The sequence below is a fragment of the Arthrobacter sp. StoSoilB22 genome, from assembly GCF_019977315.1.
In the GTDB taxonomy this organism is placed as follows: Bacteria; Actinomycetota; Actinomycetes; order Actinomycetales; family Micrococcaceae; genus Arthrobacter.
This window is the reverse complement of sequence record NZ_AP024652.1, coordinates 712,818-732,310: the sequence shown is the minus strand read 5'-3', so window position 1 is coordinate 732,310 and position 19,493 is coordinate 712,818. Positions and strand designations below refer to the sequence as shown.

The 19,493-nt window shown below is 63.3% G+C and carries 19 protein-coding genes; 11 read left to right on the top strand and 8 right to left on the bottom strand.

Annotated elements, in window-relative coordinates; translation table 11 throughout:
• Positions 1-292: 292 nt before the first annotated feature.
• Entirely contained in the window at positions 293-907 is a 615-nt protein-coding gene (locus LDN70_RS03515; protein WP_166841347.1) for a TetR/AcrR family transcriptional regulator, read from the top strand.
• Between the two features lie 50 nt (positions 908-957).
• On the opposite strand, the gene LDN70_RS03510 is transcribed toward LDN70_RS03515, so the two are convergent.
• Together LDN70_RS03510 and LDN70_RS03505 are read right to left on the bottom strand one after the other, a co-directional pair.
• A complete protein-coding gene (locus LDN70_RS03510; RefSeq protein ID WP_142936711.1) occupies positions 958-1,341 on the bottom strand; it encodes a DUF1304 family protein in 384 nt (127 codons plus the stop codon).
• Between the two features lie 226 nt (positions 1,342-1,567).
• Positions 1,568-3,082, bottom strand: a complete 1,515-nt coding sequence (locus tag LDN70_RS03505) for an XRE family transcriptional regulator (protein ID WP_142936712.1) — start codon at positions 3,080-3,082, stop codon at positions 1,568-1,570.
• A gap of 145 nt (positions 3,083-3,227) precedes the next feature.
• On the opposite strand from LDN70_RS03505, the gene aceA reads away from it, so the two are divergent.
• Both aceA and aceB read left to right on the top strand, forming a co-directional pair.
• Positions 3,228-4,544, top strand: coding sequence for an isocitrate lyase (gene aceA, locus LDN70_RS03500; protein ID WP_223941747.1), 1,317 nt, complete (start codon positions 3,228-3,230; stop codon positions 4,542-4,544).
• 221 nt (positions 4,545-4,765) lie between these two features.
• On the top strand, positions 4,766-6,418 hold the full coding sequence (aceB, locus tag LDN70_RS03495) for a malate synthase A (RefSeq protein ID WP_223941746.1): 1,653 nt from the start codon (positions 4,766-4,768) through the stop codon (positions 6,416-6,418).
• A 203-nt stretch (positions 6,419-6,621) separates the two neighbouring features.
• Here the strand turns inward: aceB and LDN70_RS03490 are convergent, their stop codons facing one another.
• Both LDN70_RS03490 and LDN70_RS03485 read right to left on the bottom strand, forming a co-directional pair.
• Complete coding sequence (locus tag LDN70_RS03490) at positions 6,622-7,815, bottom strand: MFS transporter (protein WP_223941745.1); 1,194 nt, start codon at positions 7,813-7,815, stop codon at positions 6,622-6,624.
• An 82-nt stretch (positions 7,816-7,897) separates the two neighbouring features.
• Positions 7,898-9,115: an ROK family transcriptional regulator gene (locus tag LDN70_RS03485; protein WP_223941744.1), complete on the bottom strand. Its 1,218-nt coding sequence runs from the start codon at positions 9,113-9,115 to the stop codon at positions 7,898-7,900.
• Positions 9,116-9,333: 218 nt separating this feature from the next.
• On the opposite strand from LDN70_RS03485, the gene LDN70_RS03480 reads away from it, so the two are divergent.
• From LDN70_RS03480 to LDN70_RS03455, 6 genes are read left to right on the top strand one after another with little or no spacing between them, the layout of a single operon-like run.
• The gene (locus tag LDN70_RS03480) at positions 9,334-10,113 is read left to right on the top strand and encodes a sugar phosphate isomerase/epimerase family protein (protein ID WP_142936716.1); all 780 of its coding nucleotides are present in this window, start codon (positions 9,334-9,336) and stop codon (positions 10,111-10,113) included.
• Positions 10,110-11,231 (top strand): Gfo/Idh/MocA family protein, encoded by a 1,122-nt coding sequence (locus tag LDN70_RS03475; protein ID WP_223941743.1) that lies wholly within the window; start codon positions 10,110-10,112, stop codon positions 11,229-11,231. The genes LDN70_RS03480 and LDN70_RS03475 overlap by 4 nt, the downstream gene beginning before the upstream one ends.
• A 17-nt stretch (positions 11,232-11,248) precedes the next feature.
• On the top strand, positions 11,249-12,412 hold the full coding sequence (locus LDN70_RS03470) for a Gfo/Idh/MocA family protein (RefSeq protein ID WP_223941742.1): 1,164 nt from the start codon (positions 11,249-11,251) through the stop codon (positions 12,410-12,412).
• 1 nt (position 12,413) lies between these two features.
• Positions 12,414-13,415, top strand: a complete 1,002-nt coding sequence (locus LDN70_RS03465; protein ID WP_223941741.1) for a sugar phosphate isomerase/epimerase family protein — start codon at positions 12,414-12,416, stop codon at positions 13,413-13,415.
• 4 nt (positions 13,416-13,419) lie between these two features.
• The gene (locus tag LDN70_RS03460) at positions 13,420-14,439 is read left to right on the top strand and encodes a Gfo/Idh/MocA family protein (RefSeq protein ID WP_223941740.1); all 1,020 of its coding nucleotides are present in this window, start codon (positions 13,420-13,422) and stop codon (positions 14,437-14,439) included.
• On the top strand, positions 14,436-14,906 hold the full coding sequence (locus LDN70_RS03455) for a heme-degrading domain-containing protein (protein WP_142936721.1): 471 nt from the start codon (positions 14,436-14,438) through the stop codon (positions 14,904-14,906). The genes LDN70_RS03460 and LDN70_RS03455 overlap by 4 nt, the downstream gene beginning before the upstream one ends.
• On the opposite strand, the gene LDN70_RS03450 is transcribed toward LDN70_RS03455, so the two are convergent.
• Both LDN70_RS03450 and LDN70_RS03445 read right to left on the bottom strand, forming a co-directional pair.
• The gene (locus LDN70_RS03450; protein WP_142936722.1) at positions 14,903-15,274 is read right to left on the bottom strand and encodes a type II toxin-antitoxin system death-on-curing family toxin; all 372 of its coding nucleotides are present in this window, start codon (positions 15,272-15,274) and stop codon (positions 14,903-14,905) included. The two genes, LDN70_RS03455 and LDN70_RS03450, sit on opposite strands and share 4 nt — an antisense overlap.
• Positions 15,271-15,477, bottom strand: a complete 207-nt coding sequence (locus tag LDN70_RS03445) for a ribbon-helix-helix protein, CopG family (RefSeq protein WP_223941739.1) — start codon at positions 15,475-15,477, stop codon at positions 15,271-15,273. Before LDN70_RS03445 ends, LDN70_RS03450 begins: the two co-directional genes overlap by 4 nt.
• A 177-nt stretch (positions 15,478-15,654) precedes the next feature.
• Between LDN70_RS03445 and LDN70_RS03440 the strand changes: the two genes are divergently transcribed.
• Entirely contained in the window at positions 15,655-16,686 is a 1,032-nt protein-coding gene (locus LDN70_RS03440; protein WP_223941738.1) for an LLM class flavin-dependent oxidoreductase, read from the top strand.
• A 333-nt stretch (positions 16,687-17,019) separates the two neighbouring features.
• The gene (locus LDN70_RS03435; RefSeq protein ID WP_353618875.1) at positions 17,020-17,190 is read left to right on the top strand and encodes a type II toxin-antitoxin system RelE family toxin; all 171 of its coding nucleotides are present in this window, start codon (positions 17,020-17,022) and stop codon (positions 17,188-17,190) included.
• 17 nt (positions 17,191-17,207) lie between these two features.
• Here LDN70_RS03435 and LDN70_RS03430 read toward each other — a convergent pair whose 3' ends face one another.
• Positions 17,208-17,876, bottom strand: a complete 669-nt coding sequence (locus LDN70_RS03430; RefSeq protein ID WP_223941737.1) for a response regulator — start codon at positions 17,874-17,876, stop codon at positions 17,208-17,210.
• A complete protein-coding gene (locus LDN70_RS03425; protein ID WP_223942586.1) occupies positions 17,873-19,453 on the bottom strand; it encodes a sensor histidine kinase in 1,581 nt (526 codons plus the stop codon). Before LDN70_RS03425 ends, LDN70_RS03430 begins: the two co-directional genes overlap by 4 nt.
• Positions 19,454-19,493 lie beyond the last annotated feature (40 nt).

Below are 19,493 nucleotides of genomic sequence, written 5' to 3'. Positions count from 1 at the left end.
TCCTCTCTGGCTTGTTTGGCTGCGACCAGTTGGCGCTATATAGCGATTCAACCAGTTGCAGCCCGACGGTAAAAACGGCACCCGGGTTTCGGGGCGTCCTGCGTCAAAAATCGCAGCATTCGGATACATGCCGCAATGTGTATTTCTAGAACAGACTTCCAGAATTATTTCCCGCAGTTCAAGGCTCAGTCAAGACTTGTTGTTGGCTATGTGGATTCTTTCGGAGGTAGGATTCCAGAAAATAGCCGTCCGACACTCCGATCTACGTCCTGCCTGCGAGAGGAGCCCAAGCGTGGTCCGTAAGACGTCCGAAGTAGCCAGCAACGCGGGCTCGTGGCAATGGACCCGGACAGCAGCCACCCAACGCAACCTGCTGGACGCTGCCACCCACGTTTTCGTGGAACATGGCTTCACCGACGCGAGCATCTCCGACATTGTTTCCCGCGCGGGATCCAGCGTTGGCAGCCTCTACCACCACTTTGGTGGCAAAACCGAACTCTTCCTCGCACTTTGGGACGACTACCAAAACGAACACGAAAAGCTCGTTGCCGCGGCCGTGGCCAAAGCCCGGAAGGCCGGCGAATCCGATCCCCTGGCACTTTTCAACGTAGGCAGCCGGAGCTACTTCGACTACACGTGGAAGCACCGGGACCTGGAGCGCGTGTTCATCGAGGGCGACACTCCCCCAGGCTTCGAAGTCCTGCGGCGGGAACGTGGGCGCGAGTGGGTCCGGCAGAACACCGTGCTCCTCGGCGCCAGCGACGACACCCTGGGCCGACTCACCGTAGCCGTGATCACGGACATCGTGACTGTGTCCGGCCAGGAAGTTGCCCTGAGCGCCTCCAAGCACGAGGCCGACGAGGTTGTTGATGCTGCGGCCGTGCTGGTGAAGCGACTGGTCCGCTGATCCCTGGCTCGCCCGCTGCCCTTTGACCAGCCTTCGCCAACTACCACCCCCTAGCGAAATACAAGGTAAAAGACGATTGCCAACGCCGGGAAGAGCGCCTGGCCGATGGCGCTGAGCAGGAGGCGCTTCTCTGTGACCCACAGCCAGAAACCAAGGAAGACGTGGCACGCGCAGCAGAAAATCACTATGGCTGACCCGCTGGCGGGAGTGCCTGAGAAGTTCACTAGCCACAGGCCCACTGCGATGCCAAGGCCGAAGGTGATGTTGTAGGCTCCAACATTCATCGCCCACATCCGAACTGCGCGCACGTCTTCCGGCCTGATCAGGAAGATCCGGTGGAACCGTTGGTCGCCATGGAAGAAGATCTCCAGGACGCCAACGCTTATCAGTGCCAGGCCGGTGGATCCAGCGAGTATCTGGCTTAGCACATTCATGCCGCGCTCCTAGGCCAATCCTGCAATCTCCGCTTCTTGCGTGCAGGCTACTCCTCAGGCGCGAAGACCTTCAAGGGGCCGGGCGCCGCCGCATTGACTGTTGAGCACCAGCCATCTCATGAAGTAGCCCGGCCCTCTAATCTGAGGGTTTGGCAGCAAGCGCCATAGCCCACTACGCAGGACGTGAGAGAGCGATCGGCTCTAACACGCGGGACGTGAGAGAGCGTCAGCGCTCGGAGTGGGCCGCCAGGAAGCTGTACACCTCGGTCTCGTCCACGCCCGGGAACGCACCCGGGGGCATGGCGGCCAGCAGGTGCGAGTGTGCGCGGGCGGAGGGCCACGCATTGCCGGCCCACTCGTTCGCCAGCGAGGCCGGGGGACGCTTGCAGCAATTCGGGTCCGGGCAGTTTGACGTTGCCCGCGCCGTGGTCTCCCGGCCACGGAACCACTTCACATGCTGGTAAGGCACGCCGATGCTCAAGGAAAATTCACCAGCCGCCGAACGTTCCGTACGCGCCGTGCACCAGTACGTGCCCGATGGCGTGTCCGTGTACTGGCTGTACGCGCTGAACTTGTCCGGCACATCGAACACTGCACGGGAAGTCCATGCCTTGCACGACGGCTGACCCTCGATGGCCCCCGTGTGGTCCTGCGGGAAGGCCACGCCATCGTTCTCGTAGGCCTTGTAGATGATGCCGGACTGGTGGGTCTTCTGGAAGTGTGTGGTGATGCCCAGGTGCTTGGTGGCCAGGTTGGTGAAGCGGTGCGCAGCGGTTTCGTAGGAGACTGCGAAGGCGTCGCGGATGTCCTCCACGGCGATTTCCTTGGCGGCCTTGGCCTTCTGCAGGAACTCCACCGTGGCCTGCTCCGGCAGCAACAACGCCGCGGCAAAGTAGTTGGTGGCCACCCGCTGCGCCAGGAAGTCCCCGTAGTTCCGGGGAGTTTCATGACCCAGGACGTAGTGTCCCAGCGCCTGGAGCAAAACAGACCGCGGATCGTGATCCTGGCGCTGGTTCTGCGTAAGATAAATTCTGCGGTTCTTCAAATCGGTCACGGACCGCGTGGAGTGCGGCAAATCGCCCACGTGATGCAGCGTAAATCCAAGGTTCTCGGCGATGTCCGCAATGACGTGCTGGCTGAGCGGACCCGTGGTGTAGCCGACCCCTTTGAGGACCTTCTGCGCCTCCGCCTCATACTCGGGGAAATAGTTACCGCGCTCGCGCATCATGGCACGCAACTCGCCGTTCGCGCGGCGGGCTTCTTCCGGCGTCGCCACCTGCTCATTTAGTTTGCGTTCGAGTTCCTGAAGCAGCCCCACCTGCGACTCCAGCACATCGAGCGGAAGCCGCGAGCTGATGCGGATTTTGGGCAGATTCAGGGATTCGTACAGCGGCCCGCGCTGGTACCGTTCCAGCTCGATTTCCAAGGCTGCCCTGCGGCTGGGCGGCTCGGCCCCCAGCAGCTGATCGATGGTCACATTCAGTGACGCGGCGAGCTGCTGCAGCAGCCCCAGTTTGGGTTCGCGCTTGCCGTTTTCGATCAGGCTCAACTGGCTCGGGGCGGTCCCGACGGCGGCACTCAAGTCATCCAGCGTCAGCCCGGCCTGCTTGCGCAGATGGCGCACGCGGCGGCCAAGGCTGATGACGTCCAGTTCAGGGGACGCAGCGGACAACGACGGCGATGCTACTTCGCGATTCCAGCTCACAGGCGACATTTCTTGAGAATACGCGAAGAAGTGCATTTCTTTCCATAGTTTTCCTCTAGCAACCCTCTTGGAAGTGCAGAAAAGTAGGACTTACGAAAAAGAAATACAGATCCCGGGCAAGCCGGCCAATGCAGCAAAGGCGCAGCGGTGGCCGGCCCGGGCACCACATAGGAGATCAAAAATGACCGCATCATTTGAACCCGCAGAGCAGTCCGCAGAGCAGCAGGCCGCAGCGCTGGAACTTGAATGGTCCGCCAACCCGCGGTGGGAAGGCGTCACCCGTGATTACTCGGCCACCGACGTCGTCCGCCTCCGTGGTCGCGTCTCCGAAGAGCACACCCTGGCCCGCCGCGGTTCGGAGAAGCTGTGGAAGCAGCTCACCGAGGAAGCTCCCACCGGCGGCTACACCAACGCCCTCGGGGCCCTGACCGGCAATCAGGCGGTGCAGCAGGTCAAGGCTGGCCTCCGCGCCATCTACCTCTCCGGTTGGCAGGTAGCCGCTGACGCCAACCTTTCGGGCCAGACCTACCCGGACCAGTCCCTGTACCCGGCCAACTCGGTACCCCAGGTTGTCCGCCGCATCAACAACGCGCTGCTCCGCGCAGACCAGATCGAGTATGCCGAGGGCGTCAAGACCGTTGAAGACTGGTTGGTCCCGATCGTCGCCGACGCCGAAGCAGGTTTCGGTGGCCCGCTCAACGCCTACGAGCTCATGAAGTCCATGATCACCGCAGGCGCCTCGGGCGTTCACTGGGAAGACCAGCTCGCATCGGAGAAGAAGTGTGGCCACTTGGGCGGCAAGGTCCTGATTCCCACCCAGCAGCACATCCGGACCCTGAACGCAGCCCGCCTGGCAGCCGACGTCGCCGGTACCCCCACGGTGGTCATCGCCCGCACCGACGCCGAGGCAGCAACCCTGATCACCTCAGACGTTGACGAGCGCGACCAGGAGTTCATCACCGGCGAACGTACCGCCGAGGGCTTCTACAAGGTCCGCAACGGAATCGAACCCTGCATCGCCCGTGCAAAGGCCTACGCACCGTACTCCGACCTCATCTGGATGGAGACCGGCACCCCGGACCTGGAACTGGCCCGTAAGTTCGCCGAATCGGTCAAGGCGGAGTTCCCGGACCAGATGCTCTCCTACAACTGCTCCCCGTCCTTCAACTGGCGCAAGCACCTGGACGACGCCACCATCGCCAAGTTCCAGCGTGAGCTCGGTGCCATGGGCTTCACGTTCCAGTTCATCACCCTGGCCGGATTCCACGCCCTGAACTACTCCATGTTCGACCTCGCCCACGGCTACGCCCGTGAAGGCATGAGCGCCTACGTCGAGCTCCAGGAGAAGGAATTCGCCTCCGAGTCCCGCGGCTACACCGCCACCAAGCACCAGCGCGAAGTCGGCACCGGCTACTTCGACGACATCGCAACCGCGCTCAACCCGAACGCATCCACTTTGGCCCTGGTGGGATCCACCGAAGAAGGCCAATTCCACTAATCAACACCCGACGGCAGCTGGTCCCGGCCTGAACCTCCGGCCTACAGACCGGCAACGCTCTGCCTGCTATCCCCATATCCGCCCTATGACCTCGTAGAACTCGGTCGAGGGCGGATACAGGGCCCCTTTACGCAGGCTGCCGCATTACCGGCCCTTCGGCCTCGTGCGCACCTCACGGACGTGCCGCCGTCGAACATTTGCTTCTCATAGGAGAGATTGAAATGAACAGCTTCACTGACAACTTCACTATCAATGGCATCACCATCACCGCGCAGCCCATTTGCCGGCAGAACGAGGTCCTCACGCCGGACGCCCTCGAGTTCATTGGCAAGTTGCATCGGGCGACGGCGGATCGTCGTCAGGAGCTGATGCAGGCACGGCACGCCCGCCGCAACCAGATTTCAGGGGGCCAGGATCCGCGGTTCCTGCCGCAGACCGAGGCCATCCGGAATGACCCGTCTTGGCGGGTCGCTCCCCCGGCGCCCGGGCTGGAGGATCGTCGTGTTGAGATCACGGGCCCGGTGGATAAGAAGATGACCATCAATGCCCTGAACTCTGGTGCGAAGGTGTGGCTGGCGGACATGGAGGACTCGTCCACGCCGACGTGGCGCAACGTGATTCAGGGGCAGCTGAACCTGACGGATGCGCTGGAGCGGCGGATCGATTTCACTTCTCCTGAGGGCAAGGAGTACAAGCTCAAGGCCGCCGAGGACCTGCCCACTATTGTGGTTCGCCCGCGTGGTTGGCACCTGCCGGAGAAGCACATGCTCATTGACGGGAAGCCGATCGCCGGCGGCATTGTGGACTTTGGGCTGTTCTTCTTCCACAACGCCCGCCGGCTGCTGGCCCAGGGCAAGGGCCCGTACTTCTACTTGCCTAAGATCGAGAACCACCTCGAAGCCCGGTTGTGGAACGACATCTTCGTCCTGGCGCAGGACCTGCTGGGCATCCCGCAGGGCACCATCCGCGCCACGGTGCTGATCGAAACCATCACCGCCGCGTTTGAGATGGAAGAGATCCTGTACGAACTTCGGGACCATGCTTCGGGTTTGAACGCCGGCCGCTGGGACTACATCTTCTCCCTGATCAAGAACTTCCGCACCCGTGGACCGCGTTTCGTGCTCCCGGACCGTGGCCAGGTGACCATGACCCAGCCGTTCATGCGTGCTTACACCGAGCAGTTGGTCCGGGCCTGCCACCGCCGCGGTGCCATGGCCATTGGGGGCATGGCAGCAGCGGTTCCGAACCGGAAGGACGAGGCCGCGAACACGGCGTCGTTCGAGAAGGTTCGTGCTGACAAGACCCGCGAGGCCAACGACGGCTTTGACGGTTCGTGGGTGGCCCACCCGGATCTGGTGCCCGTGGCACGCGAGGTCTTTGACAAGGTGCTGGGCAACAAGCCCAACCAGTTGGACCGCTCCCGCGAGGACGTCACCCCGGATGACCGTGCACTGATCGACATCGCCAGCACCGAGGGCACCATCACCGAGGGCGGGGTTCGCCTGAACATCGAGGTGGGCATCCGCTACATCGAGTCCTGGCTGCGCGGCAACGGGGCCGTGGCCATCCACAACCTCATGGAAGACGCCGCCACAGCGGAGATCTCCCGTTCCCAGCTCTGGCAGTGGATCCACTCCCACGCCATCACGGACCACGGAGACATCATCACCGCGCAGTGGGTGGAGGACATGCTGGATGAGGAATACGCCCGCCTGGAACGCTTCGACGGAGACCGCTTCGCTGACGCCCGCGCCATCTTCGAAGAAGTCACCTTGGCCGAAGAATTCCCCACCTTCCTGACCATCCCCGCGTACGCCCGCTTCCTCACCGAGGCCCGTGAAGAGGCCACGAAAGAGGAGCTCGTCGCCGCTTAGATCTACTGAGTAGCGACACAATCAAGCCCCGACGCTGGGCTGCCTGCACTTTTCGCAACAAGTGACCCCGACCGCCGGGGAGGCAGCCCAGCAGCGGGGCTTCTCTATGCCCGGGCCCTCCCGATTCGATGGCTCGCTGCACACCGTGCCGTGCGAACGGCATCCTCCGCAGGGAACCCCCGAATCGGGCACGCGAGAAGAGCTCAGCGCTGACGGGCCACCCAGCGCACGGACAAGGTGGTGCACACACAGAACGCGAGCACCGAGCCGAGGATCACGAAGAGCGGCACCGTCCACCCATCGGTCTCACTGTGCACGAACCCAACAACAGTGGGAGCCAACGCGGCGAAGCAATAACCAACCCCTTGCACCACAGCGGACATCTTCCCGGCCGCGGCCTGCGACTGCGCAAACTTGATGATGGCAATGAAGATCACCGTGATCCCGCCACCCTGCGCAACACCGCCCAGCGAAGACCACAACCACCAGAAACCAGGAGCCAGCAACAAGCCCACGGGAACCGTAAGCCACAGCGCGCTCAAGGTGACCGCCACCGTCGTCGTACTGGTGAAACGGGCCAGGAGTGGCACGCCCAGGCCGCCCACGATCGCGAAAATCTGAAACAGCGAGGACCCCGCACCGGCTTCGGCGGTACCCATGGCGAGTTCGTCGGCAAGAAAACTGGGCAACCACGCGGTGACCCCGTAGTAGGAGAACGCCTGACCCGCGAAGCCGAGAGTCAGGCCCACAGTCAGCCAGCGAACACCCGCAACAGGACCGGCCCCGGAAGCAACAGGCAAGGGAACCGCAGCGGGAACAAACGCCCGCCGCGCACCCACTGTTGGAACCCAGAACAGAATGGCCGCCAACGCCAACAGAGCGCTCGCAGCCAGGGCAAGCCGCCAGCCCACTAGTTCGGCGAGGGGCGCGGTGGCCACGGAGGTAAGGAATGAGCCCACGTTGAGTGCAGCAGTGTAAACGCCCATGGCGGTTGCCTGACGCCGCGGTGCGAAGTCTCGACGGATGATCAGCGGCACTGCAATATTGCCGATGGTGATGGCCACGCCAATGATGACCGTGCCCACCATCACCGAGGCGCCACCGCCGCTGGATCGAATCACCACCCCGGCCAGTACCCCCAGCAGGGTGAGCATCACCGCGAATTCGGCGCCCAGGCGGCGCCCGGCCAACGAAGCCAAAGGCGAAGCAAGGGAGAAACACAGCACGGGAATGCCGGTCAGGAGCCCGAGTTCCACAGGCGAGAATCCGAGATCCTGCTGTAACGAATCCACCACGGGCGCCACCGCCACGAAGGGTCCGCGCATGTTCAGGGCAATGAGGCCGATGCACGCGAGGATCAGCCAGCCGCGGGGAATTCTGGCGAGGAACCGGGTCATTGGGCGCACGGGGAAGCGAAGAAAGTACTCATCACTTTCATTGCTATCACGCTCCCACGCCGCGGAAGCCCATAAGAAGGGCTTAGCCCGCCGCTTGGAGCGTGGCCTCAATCACGGACGGTGACAGAACATGCTGGGTCACCAGGTGGCTGGCGCCAAGGATCGCCGCGCGCTGACCGGCCATGGAAATGCCGATGCGCAGGTGCGTGGTGGCCAGGGGCAAGGACCGCCGGTAGACCACTTCGCGGATCCCGGCCACCAGGTGCTCACCCGCCTCCCCCACGCTGCCGCCGATGATGATCATGGACGGGTTGAGCAGGTTGACCACGGTGGCTAAAACATCGCCAACATCGCGTCCGGCCTGCCGAAGCGCCTGGATGGCCTGCAGGTTTCCTTCGCCAACGAGTCGCAGGACGTCGGCGCCGCTGGCAGCTTCCAGCCCTTGTGCCTGCAGTTGACGCGCGACGGCGGGACCTGAGGCAAGTGCCTCGAGGCAGCCGTGGTTGCCGCAGCGGCAGAGGACGTCGTCACCGCGGGGCACACGGACGTGGCCGAGGTCGCCGGCGGTGCCGTTGGCGCCGCGCTGTAATTGTCCGCTGCTGATGATGCCCGCGCCGATTCCGGTGGCCACTTTGATGAAGAGGAAGTTTTCATGGTCCGGCCAGTACGCGGTGCGTTCACCGAGGGCCATGATGTTGACGTCGTTGTCCACCAGGACTGGAACCGGCAGGGAGCGCTGAACGTACGTGACGACGTCGAATCCGTCCCAGCCAGGCATGATGGGCGGCTTGACCGGCCTGCCGCTGGCGTGTTCCACGGGACCGGGCAGGCCGATGCCTATTCCGGCGAGCTCGCCGGGTTCGCGGCCGGCTTCGGCCAGGAGTTCCATGCCCGCTGAAACCACGCGGCCCAGGACCACGTCCGGCCCGTCAGCGACCTCCTGCGTCAACCGTCGCTCGGCCACGACGTCGCCGCCGAGATCGGTGACGGCAACAATCACGTGGGTAGCTCCGACGTCGACGGCCAGGACAACGCGCGCGGCGGGGTTGAAGGCAACGCGCGACGGCGGCCTGCCGCCTGTGGAGCTCGCCTCGCCAGCAGGGCCGACGAGCCCTGAGCTGATGAGGGCGTCAATCCTTGAGGCAACGGTGGAGCGGGCAAGGCCAGTGGTTTCTGCAAGCTCAGCCCGGGTGCGCGCCTTACCGTCGCGGAGGAGTTGGAAGAGATTTCCGGCGCGGGAGAGATTGCCGGCTTCGGGCACGGAGCTATTTCCGGCGTCGATTCCGGCCTCAGATGTCATGCAATTAGTGAAGCATGATTGCTTATGCATGTCATCCAGCAGAAGTTTTGCGGAATTCTTGCAACTTTTGCTAGACGCTCGGCAAAAGTCCCTTTAGGCTGAAAGGAGTTGGTGTCCAGTCCATTGACGTGCGGAATCGGTGGCTCCCCGAGGGGGTGCTCACTAGACTGGCGCCAAGGCCCTGAAATCCCGGAAAAGCACTCCCGAAAAGGATCCCCATGTCGTATTCGCTCCAGCTGTATACCCTCCGAGATGCCATCCAGGAGGACCTGCCAGGCACCATCAAGAGGGTTGCCGAGATCGGTTTCACGCAGGTGGAGCCCTATAACTTCGTGGCCACGGCCAAGGAACTTGGCGCGGCGTTAAAGGAGAACGGCCTGACGGCTCCGTCCGGCCATGCCCCGCTGTTGAGCCAGGACCAGGATGAGATCTTTGCAGCAGCCAAGGAGCTGGGCATCACCACGGTGATCGATCCATTCCTTCCCGCCGAGCACTGGCAGTCGGCCCAGGACATCCAGGCCACCGCGGCCAAGCTCAACGCAGCAGCGAAGAAGGGTGCCGAGTACGGCATCCGCGTCGGCTACCACAACCACGCATGGGAGCTGGAGTCCACCATCGAAGGCAAAACCGCCCTGGAGTACCTCGAAGGTTTGCTGGATCCCGAACTCGTCCTTGAAGTAGACACGTACTGGGTTGCCGTCGGTGGCCAGGACCCCGTGGAACTGCTGGCACGCCTGGGTGACCGCGTGAAGCTCATCCACATCAAGGACGGCCCGGCCACCACAGACACCAAAGCCCAGCAGCCTGCAGGCCAGGGCACCGTCCCGGTGCTGGATGTCATCGCCGCTGCCAAGTCCCTGGAAGTGGGCGTGGTGGAATTCGATGACTACTCCGGAGACATCTTCCAAGGCATCACCGAGAGCTTGAACTACCTCACCGCAGCGGCCAGCGCAGACGCTGCAACCGACACCCAGGCAGCAGAAGGAGCCAAGGCATGAGCTTCGCACCGTCTACCCGCAAAGGCCCCGTGGGCGTTGCCGTCATCGGCGCGGGCAACATCAGCAAGCAGTACCTGGACAACCTCACGGTCTTCCCGGACCTGAAAGTCCTGGTGATCGCGGACCTCTTCGAAGAGGCAGCAAAGGCGCGCGCCGAAGAATACGGGATCCCCGAATTCGGTGCCCCGGAGCTGGCCCTGAACCACCCCGACGTCGAGATCATCGTGAACCTGACCATCCCGGCAGCGCACGTCGAGGTCGCCACCGCAGCCGTCAACGCGGGCAAGCACGTCTGGACCGAGAAGCCCTTCTCCTTGGACCGCGAATCCGGGCTCGGCCTGCTCAAGGCAGCCGACGCCGCTGGGATCCGCCTGGGCACGGCCCCGGACACGTTCCTCGGCGCCGGGCTGCAAACCGCCCGACGCATCATTGAGCGCGGCGACATCGGCACACCCCTGACCGGCATGACCACGTTCCAAACCCCCGGCCCGGAGTCCTGGCACCCCAACCCCGCGTTCCTGTTCCAGCACGGCGCCGGCCCCCTGTTCGACATGGGCCCGTACTACCTCACCGCCCTGATCCAGACCTTCGGATCGATCCGCAAGGTGGCCGCCGTCGGTTCCTCCGCCAAAGCGACCCGCGTCATTGGTTCCGGCCCCAAGGCAGGCGAGGAATTCGCCGTCGAGGTCCCCACCCACGTCTCCGCGATGGCGCAGTTCGAAGGCGGCCAGTCCTCCCACAGCGTCTTCTCCTTCGAATCACCGCGCCTGCGGATGGGCTTCGTGGAAATCACCGGCTCTGAGGCCACCCTGTCCCTCCCGGATCCGAACTACTTCGACGGCGACCTCAAGCTCTGGCGTCCCGGCGCGGAAGAGCCGGAGATCATCCCTGCAACGGGTCCGGCCAACGGCCGTGGCCTGGGTGTTCTGGACATGGCCCGCGCCCTTCGTGCCGGTACTGCCCACCGGGCCACCGGCGACCTCGCCTACCACGTGCTGGACAGCATGGTTTCCATATCCGAATCCGTGGAATCGGGTACTTTCGTGGACGTCACCAGCAACGCACCAGCCTCGGCCGCCCTCCCCGAGGACTGGGCACCCGAAACCGCCACCCTTTAGAGCCGGCGAGGAACCAGATGACTATTCCTACCTCCTCGCCGCTGGGCGTCGCGGCAATCGGTTACGCCTTCATGGGTAAGGCCCACTCGAATGCTTGGCGGAACGTCTCCAGCTTCTTCGACGTCCCGGCCTTCGAGCAAAAAGTGCTGGTGGGCCGGGACGCAGATGCCGTCGCGGAAGCCGCCGCCAAGTACGGCTGGGCCGAGTCCGCCACTGACTGGCGCTCCGTGATCGAACGGGACGACATCCACATCATCGATATCTGCGCACCGGGCTGGATGCACGCCGAAATCGCCATCGCGGCTTTGGAAGCAGGCAAGCACGTTCTGGTGGAGAAGCCGCTGGCCAACACCTTGGGTGAGGCCGAGCTGATGACCGCAGCCGCCGCAAAGGCCCGGGACCGCGGTGTGCAGTCGATGATCGGCTTCAACTACCGCCGCGTCCCAGCGCTAGCCCTCGCCAAGGAACTCATTGCGGAAGGTCGTCTCGGCACAGTCCGGCATGTTCGCGCCGCGTACCTGCAGGACTGGCTGACCGACGCCCAGTCCCCCATGTCCTGGCGCCTCCGCAAGGAAACCGCCGGATCCGGCGCCCTGGGCGACATCGCCTCGCACGCCATCGACCAGGTCCTGTACCTTCTGAACGATGCTGTCACCGAGGTTTCGGGCCGCCTGCAGACTTTTGTTGATCAGCGCCCCGGCGCAGAGGGTCCGGAGGATGTCACGGTCGACGACGCCGCCTGGGTAAACCTCTCGCTCGCCTCAGGAGCAATCGCCTCAGTTGAAGCTTCCCGCGTAGCGACTGGCCAGAAGAACTCCCTGAGACTGGAAATCTACGGCTCGCTTGGTTCAATGACCTTTGACCTGGAGAACCTGAACGAACTCTATTTCATGGACACCACAGTGCCCGTCCGTGAGCAAGGCTTCCGGCGGATCCTGGTCAACGAGGCCGAACACCCGTACCTGGAAGCGTGGTGGCCGCAAGGTCACGTCATCGGCTGGGAACACACATTCACGCACCAGATCCGCGACTTCCTCACCGCGATCGCCGCGGGTGAGTCGCCGTCGCCGTCGTTTGAAGAGGGCCTGAACGTCCAGCACATCCTGACCGCCGTGGAAGAGTCCGCGGCCGCCAAAAGCTCACTGATCCAGCTCACCGCATCCGTTACTGAAGGAGCCTGACATGCCCCGCCCGTACACCCTGTTCACCGGCCAGTGGGCCGACCTCCCCTTCGAGGAAGTCGCGCGTCTTGCTTCCGGCTGGGGCTACGACGGCCTGGAAATCGCCGTCTCCGGAGACCACCTGGACGCCTGGCGCTGGGACGAACCCGGCTACGTCGAATCCAAACTCGCTGTCCTGGAAAAGTACAACCTCAAGGTCTGGGCCATCTCCAACCACCTCAAAGGCCAAGCCGTCTGCGATGACCCCATCGACTTCCGCCACGAAGCGATCGTTGGGTCCAAGGTGTGGGGCGACGGCGACCCCGAAGGCGTGCGCCAACGCGCTGCCGAAGAAATGAAGCACACCGCCCGCCTCGCCCGCGCCCTGGGCGTTGACACCGTCGTCGGGTTCACCGGCTCCTCCATCTGGCAGTACGTCGCCATGTTCCCTCCCGTCCCGGAGAAGGTCATCGACGCCGGCTATCAGGACTTCGCCGACCGTTGGAACCCCATCCTGGACGTCTTCGACGAATGCGGGGTCCGCTTCGCCCACGAAGTCCACCCCTCCGAAATCGCCTACGACTACTGGACCACCGTCCGGACCCTCGAAGCGATCGGCCACCGGCCAGCCTTCGGGCTGAACTGGGACCCGTCGCACTTCATGTGGCAGGGCATCGATCCCGTGTCCTTCATCTGGGACTTCAAGGACCGGATCTACCACGTGGACTGCAAAGACACCAAGCTCCGCCCCACCGGCCGGAACACCGTCATGGGCTCCCACCTGCCCTGGGGCGACCCCCGCCGTGGCTGGGACTTCGTCTCCGCCGGACGAGGCGACGTGCCCTGGGAATCGTCCTTCCGTGCCCTCACCGCCATCGGTTACAACGGACCCATCAGCGTGGAATGGGAAGACGCCGGCATGGACCGCCTCCACGGCGCCCCCGAAGCCCTCGCCGCCCTCAAGAAGTTCGACTTCCCGGCTTCGCAGACCTCCTTCGACGCCGCCTTCAGCAGCAAGGACTAAGCACGTGACCCTCAGCAACGGCACCTCCGACGGAACAATCCGCTGGGGAATCCTCGGCACAGGATTCATCGCAGGGCTCCAGACCAAGGACTTGAAGGAGAACGGTTTCACGGTGCAAGCCGTGGGATCGCGATCGTTAGAATCGAGTGAGTCGTTCGCTGGGGAGCACGGCGTGGCCACCGCGCATGGCAGCTATGAGGACCTTGTTGCAGATCCCCTGGTTGATGTGGTCTACGTGGCCACGCCGCACCCTTTCCACCATGAGAACGCCCTCTTGGCGTTGAATGCGGGCAAGCACGTCCTGGTGGAGAAGGCGTTCACCATGAATGCCCGCCAGGCACAGGACATTGTTGACCTCGCGGAATCCAAGGGGCTCGTGGCGCTGGAGGCCATGTGGACCCGGTTCCTGCCGCACATGATTCGCCTCCGGGACATCATCGCTTCAGGAACCATCGGTGCAGTACGCAAGGTGGTGGCCACCCACAACCAGAGCCTTCCCAAGGATCCCGCCCACCGGCTCAACGATCCCGCCCTGGGCGGCGGGGCGCTGCTGGACCTGGGCATCTACCCGGTCTCCTTTGCCTTCGACATCCTGGGCACTCCTGCGTCCATAAAGGCCAGCGCCTCCATGTCGGCCACCGGAGTCGATCGTCAGACCGCAGCGATCTTCGAATACGCCAGTGGTGCCCAGGCGATGGTGGATTGCGAACTCGACGCCGCCAGCGCCAACCGTGCCATGGTGATCGGCAGCGAAGGGTGGATCGACATAGAAAGCACTTGGTACAACCCGGTTCCCTTCACCGTTCATGCCGTGGACGGCAGTGTCATTGAGCGGTATGACCAGCCCGTCACCAGCCGCGGCATGCAGTATCAGGCTGCTGAACTGGAACGCCTGATCCGCTCAGGTGAGACTGCCGGAACCATCCTGCCGCCAGCCGAGACCGTGGCCATCATGGCCGCCATGGACGAAATCCGGCGCCAGGTAGGACTGAGCTACGACGCTGACCGGGGTGGCGCGGCATGAGCGAATCTGCACGCATGGTGGAGCTGAAGCAGCAGGAAGATGAACTGGTGTTCGGTTCGTTCGATCACCATGACGCATGGCGACTCGGCTCACTGATCGCCAACCACGCCATTGCGTCGGACTTCGGCGTCGCGATCGATATCCGCAGGCACAACATTGTGCTGTTCCGCTGCGTCCTGCCCGGTGCCACGGGCGACCAGGAAGAGTGGATCCGCCGCAAGTCCGCCGCCGTGCTGCGATTCGAGCACAGTACGGCATTGTTGGGTGAACAATTCGCCGAGCGCAACCCGTTGGGCGGCGGATGGCTTGCCCCCGAGGACTACACCCTCGACGGCGGTTCCTTCCCCATCCGCGTCCGGGGAGCCGGTGTGATCGGTGCTGTCACGGTTTCGGGGCTGAGCTCTGACGAGGACCACCAGATGGTGGTGGACGGAATACGGAACTACCTGAAGACGGTAGGGGTCTAGCGGCGGGGCACCAAGTGCTGAGAAATCTCAGCGGAAGAATCCCGCAGTTCGATGGCGCCCGCGGCGACTCCAACCACAAGCTCGAAGCCTTTTTCCGTGGTGAAGTCATGCTTATATCCGTTGATCCACAGCAACAGCACCATGAGCGTCCACGCAGTTCGCTTGTTCCCATCTATGAGGGGATGGAACCGGGCGACAGACTCCAATAGCGCAGCTGCCTTAATTGCAAGATCAGGATAGGCTTCCGCTCCCATGACAGTTGTAGCCGGCCTGGCCAACGCCGAGGCCAACAAGCCAACATCGCGAATATGAAAGCCGTACCGGTCAACGACGTGAAGGGCGTCTTCAATGTCCAGGTACGCTGTCACGCGTCCTCAAGGCGCGTCAGCAGCTCAGCATCATGACTCATCACGAAATCAAGGCCTTCACTGATTTCGCGTCGACGCGCATGACGCTGCAGAACCAACTCTGCCCCCTGCAACAGGAGTGCGGACTTGGACGTGTGTTCCTCTGCGGCCAACTTCTCCAGCCGTCGATCGAGGTCTTCTGGGACGCGCAGATTCATAGCCATGGTTCGATGGTACCAAAGCGGTACCTTGAACCTTGGAAGCCGTCATCAGTCACGTCGCTGTGAAGAAGCTGTGCTTGGCGTAACGTGCACCCATCACAAAAGGTAACGTCCCGCCGTCGTCCTCGGTACCGGCAATTATTCTGGGCAGTAACCTCACGCCCAGCCCGAAGGAAGCCCATGCCAACCCAAGAACATACCCTCCGCAAGCTTGGATTCCTCACCATCGGCCTGTTCGACCCCACCGATCCGGCCGCCGGGCACCGATCCACGCTGGAGATCATTGAACTCGGCGAGCGGCTGGGGTTCGACAGCGCATGGTTGCGGCACCGCCATCTGCAGTTCGGCATCTCCTCCCCCGTGGCGGTGATGGCCGCCGCCAGCCAGCGCACGTCCAGGATTGAACTCGGCACCGCAGTAACGCCGCTGGGTTGGGAAAACCCGTTACGCCTGGCAGAGGACCTGGCCACCGTGGACCTACTCGCGGGGGGACGGATCAATCCGGGGCTGAGCGTGGGCGAACCCATAAACTACCACACCGTGAAGCATGAGCTGTACCCGGATTCTTCGGAATCAGAAGACTTCTCATATGCCCGCGTGGACCGGTTCGCACGGTTGGTGGCAGGCGAAAAAGTAAGGGACTTCTCCGGCAAGCAGGGCGTTGTGGAGGAGTACTCCAACCGGGTGGAGCCGCACTCACCCGGACTGCGCAGCCGCCTTTGGTACGGGGCGGGCAGCATGAAGTCGGCCGTATGGGCGGGGGCCAACGGCTTCAATCTGCTGTCCAGCAGCGTGATTTTCCCGGATAAGGACCAGGAACCGGACTTTGCCAGGGTCCAACAATCACAGATCCGGGCGTACCGTGAAGCCGCAGCAGCGTCCGGAAACACCGCCCGGGCTTCGCAGGGCCTGGTGGTCATCCCCACCGATTCGGCTTCCGCGGCCCAGCAGGAGAAATACCAGCGTTACGTCGATCAGCGCACTCCGCGGACCAGCGCTCCGCAGGGGCCCAAGGGCATGCTTTTCGCAAAGGACCTTATTGGCACCAGCGACGAAATCGCCGCGCAACTGTACGCCCATGAGGGCTTTCAGGAAGTGGACGAAGTCGCCTTCGCCCTGCCGTTCAGTTTTGACCACGAGGACTACGTGCAGATCCTTAGCGACATCGCCGGGAAGCTGGGGCCGGCATTGGGCTGGAACCCGACCGCATGAGCACCTAGCGCTGAAATGTACATTTCAGCGTAGAAAAGCCTAATTGGTGTATGAGCGAGATGACAGTCACTGTTGCGCGAAGTCGGCTTTCCGAAGCGGTTGATACCGCGCGAGTAAGCCACGAACCGGTGTATTTGCTGCGCCGTGGTCGCCGCGTCGCGGCACTGAGCTGCTCGAACCGAAATGACCGAGACCGGCAGTGGTGCCGTGCCATGGGAGGAAGTCAAAGCGGAGCTGGGCTTGGCTTGAGCTATTCAGTGCAGCTCGCGCCTGCCGCCGTCCGTCAGTTGCGAAAGCTCCCGCCGGACGCACGCCGACGTATTCAGGCTGCAATTGAACTCCTCGCCGAAACACCTCACCCGCCAGAGGCAAAAGCTATCCGGCAACAGTGGTGACTGGCGTGTCCGTACCGGCGACTTCCGGATTATCTATGAGATCCGGGACGCTCAACTTATTGTTATGGTAGTCGCCATGGGCCACCGTCGTGATATCAACCAGCACTGATTCGCACCCCTCAGGACTCACCGCCCCTTCAGCACATATCGCCTTTCAGGGCGTCCGACGCCGTACTTGAGTCTGACCTCCAGCGCCCCCTCGTCGTGGAGGTACTCAAGGTAACGACGGGCGCTGACCCGGGACGTACCCAACTGTTCTGCAAGCTCGGCGGCTGAGAGGTCACCGGGCGCAGACTTGAGCGCCGATTCAACCAATTCGAGCGTCTCCACGCTGCAGCCCTTGGGAAGGGTCCGCTCGGAAACACTCAACCCGAAGACGCGGTTTACATCGGATTGCTCCGCTTCAACCTTGGACGCGTCCAGGCCCTGGTAAGCACTGAGATAGTGCTCCAGCCGCTCCTGTAGGTCGGATTGGGAGAACGGCTTGATCAGGTAATGGACTATGCCGCCGCGCAAAGCCTTCCGCACAGTCTCCACTTCGCGGGCAGCGCTGATCACCAGGACATCCAGCTCCGGGGCAATATCGCGGAGCTGGTGCATGAGGTCAAGCCCGTTGATGTCCGGGAGATGGATGTCCAACAGCACCAGGTCCGGCTGCAGCCCCTCGGTCTCCACCAGGGCCTGCGCACCCGTATGGGCTACGCCCACCACTCCGAAGCCGGGCGTCCGTTGGATGAACCCGGCATGGACCTTGGCCACCATGAAGTCGTCGTCGACGATCAGTACTTTAATCACGGCTGAGTTGCCCCCTTGTTGCTGAAGCGTGCAGAGAACACCGCTCCATGGTCGTTGGAGAAGCTCAGGTCCCCTCCGGATCGCCGGCAGATCACCCGTGACAACGCCAAGCCAAAACCGCGGGCGTCTCCCGGGCCGGGCTCTTTGGTGGAGAAGCCCTGCCGGAAGATGTCCTCGGCGGAGCCGGAGGGTACACCGGGGCCGTTGTCCCGGACCGTGACGGCCACCTCGTCACCGGAGTCTGCTACCAACACCCGGACCGATGCCCCCTGAAGGCCGGTAACGGCGTCGAACGCGTTATCCACCAGGTTGCCCACCACGGTGGTGAGGTCCCTGGAGAGTTCCTCGTCCACCCGGGGCAGCGCGGACTGCGGGTCCAGCTGCAGTTCCACGCCCCGTTCGGTGGCCAGACTGGCTTTCGCGATGAGGAGGGCGGCGAGCGCGGGGTCCTGGATGCGGCTGGTGACGTCGTCGTTGAGCCTGGTTCGGTCCACGGTGGCGCCGTTGACGAACTGGACCACGGAATCGTATTCGCCGATTTGGATGAGGCCGGAGATGACGTGGAGTTGGTTGGCGAACTCGTGGGCTTGGGCCCGCAGGGTGTCCGTGACGGTGCGGGTGGCGCCGAGTTCGCTCTCCAGGGACGACAACTCGGTCCGGTCCCTCAGCGTTGTTACGGAGCCGATGTCGCGGCCGTGCGAGCGCAGTGCCACGCGGTTCATGACCACCAGCCGCTCCCCCACGAGCACCAGCTGATCGGGGTCTGACTGCTCACGGGTAAGGACGATTTTCAGTGCAGGATCCACGTGCAGGGATCGCAGCTTTTTACCCACGCAGTCCGGTGGCAGGCCAAGGAGTTGCCGGGCGCTCTGGTTTGCCACTGTGATGCGCTCGTGGGGATCCAGCGCCACCACACCTTCTTTGAGGCCCTGCAGCATCGCTTCACGGTTTTCCACGAGCCCCGTGATTTCCCGCGGTTCCATGCCCAGGGTTTGCCGTTTGACGCGGCGGGACAGCAGAAGGGATCCGGCCACTCCGAGGACACTGGCGACGCCCAGATAGGTGAGGAGGTTGGGAACGGCGTCTCCCAGCCGCTCGATGGTGGAAGGGTAGTTCCGGCTGATGGAGGCTATGCCGATCATTGTTCCGGCGTCGTCCAGGACGGGGACGTGGGCGGAAAGTACGGCACCGTTACTGCCCGGCAGGACGCCTGTCCAGGCACGGCCTTCCATGACCCTGCTGTCACCGAGCGGCATCGACTGCCCCACCAGGCTTGGATCTGAGGAGGCCACCACGGTGCCGTCCATCCTGGCGAGCGCCACGTGGGAGGATCCGGAGACGGTGCGGACAGATTCGGCAACGGCGGGAAGTGCTGATCCGGTGCGGGGTTCGGCAGCAGGTAGCAGTGCACGCACCGTAGGGTTGTTGCCCAGGGCTTCGGCTGCAGAAAGCGCCCGGCGGCCTTCGGTCCGTTCGAAGGCGGCGGCGGATTGCGCCAGCGAAATAGCCACCACGGCAACAAGAACCGCCAGGACGATCAGCAACTGCAGCACAAGGTATTGCCCTGCCAAGGACATCCCTCGTCTTCGAGGCAGTCGAGTCAATCGCGTCACTGCT